General features: G+C 79.2%; 1 protein-coding gene. It reads right to left on the bottom strand.

Features of this window, described 5'->3' with window-relative positions; all coding sequences use genetic code 11:
• Nucleotides 1–138: 138 nt before the first annotated feature.
• A partial coding sequence (locus tag ABD308_RS06775; RefSeq protein WP_344328999.1) for a hypothetical protein occupies nucleotides 139–895 on the bottom strand: 757 nt, incomplete at its 5' end.

Below are 895 nucleotides of genomic sequence, written 5' to 3'. Positions count from 1 at the left end.
CCCTGACTCCCCCGGTCCGGCGCCCCGCCCAACCCCCCGGAAAAGGCGCCGGACCGGGGGTTCCGCGTTCCCCCGCCGCCCCCTCACCGCGCTCTCGACGCGCTCCCACCGCCCTCTCGACGGCTCTCATCGCGCTCCTCAGACCTCCTCGGACCCGCTGACCGCCCAGCTCAGGCCGGTCGCCGGGTCCTCCAGCGCGAGATGCAGATGCCGCAGCCGGTCCGCCGGGTCCTCCCAGGTGAAGCAGCGCATCCGCGCGACCAGCGCCTCCACCTCCGCCCGCTCCGTCCACCGTGACCGCCGGGCCCCGCTCATCGCCGTCAGCATCCGCCACAGCGCCAGCCGCCCGTGCGCCGCGCCGTGCGCCCGGTCCGCGACGCCCGCCTGCACCAGCGCCGGCCAGGCGAGCGCGAACGGCAGGTACCCGCCGGTGACCAGCCGCCCGGGCGCGAGTTGCGCGGCCGCGTGCGGCGCCGGTCCCCGCACGCAGACCGCCCGGGCCCACCCGGCCAGCTCCGCGAGCGCCCGGGTGGTCTCCTGTCCGGGCAGCCGGGCGCCGGGTTCGGGCAGTTCCACGGGGGCCAGGCCCTCCCGGCTGGCCGGCAGCGTCAGCAGCGCGCTGCGCGAGCCGCCGTCGCGCAGGTACTCCCGCACCGGCGTGCCCTCGCCCCGGCCCGCCGCCTCCCACCGCTCCAGCAGCAGCGGGACGCCCTCCTCGTCCGGCTCGGCGTCCCGGGAGAGGTCCTCGCCGAGCAGTACCCGGGTCTGCGCGACCAGCCGCCGTACCGGGGGCGGGCCGAGCAGCGGGGCGAGCCGTCGCCAGCAGTGCCGGGTCGCCAGCACCTCCCAGAGCGGCCCGGCGTCATGGTCGGCGACTCCGGCGGCGGTGCCGGGG

Source organism: Kitasatospora putterlickiae, from assembly GCF_039527695.1.
GTDB classification, from domain to species: domain Bacteria; phylum Actinomycetota; class Actinomycetes; order Streptomycetales; family Streptomycetaceae; genus Kitasatospora; species Kitasatospora putterlickiae.
Note: the sequence above shows the minus strand (reverse complement) of the source record. Positions and strands in the feature narration are given on the sequence as shown.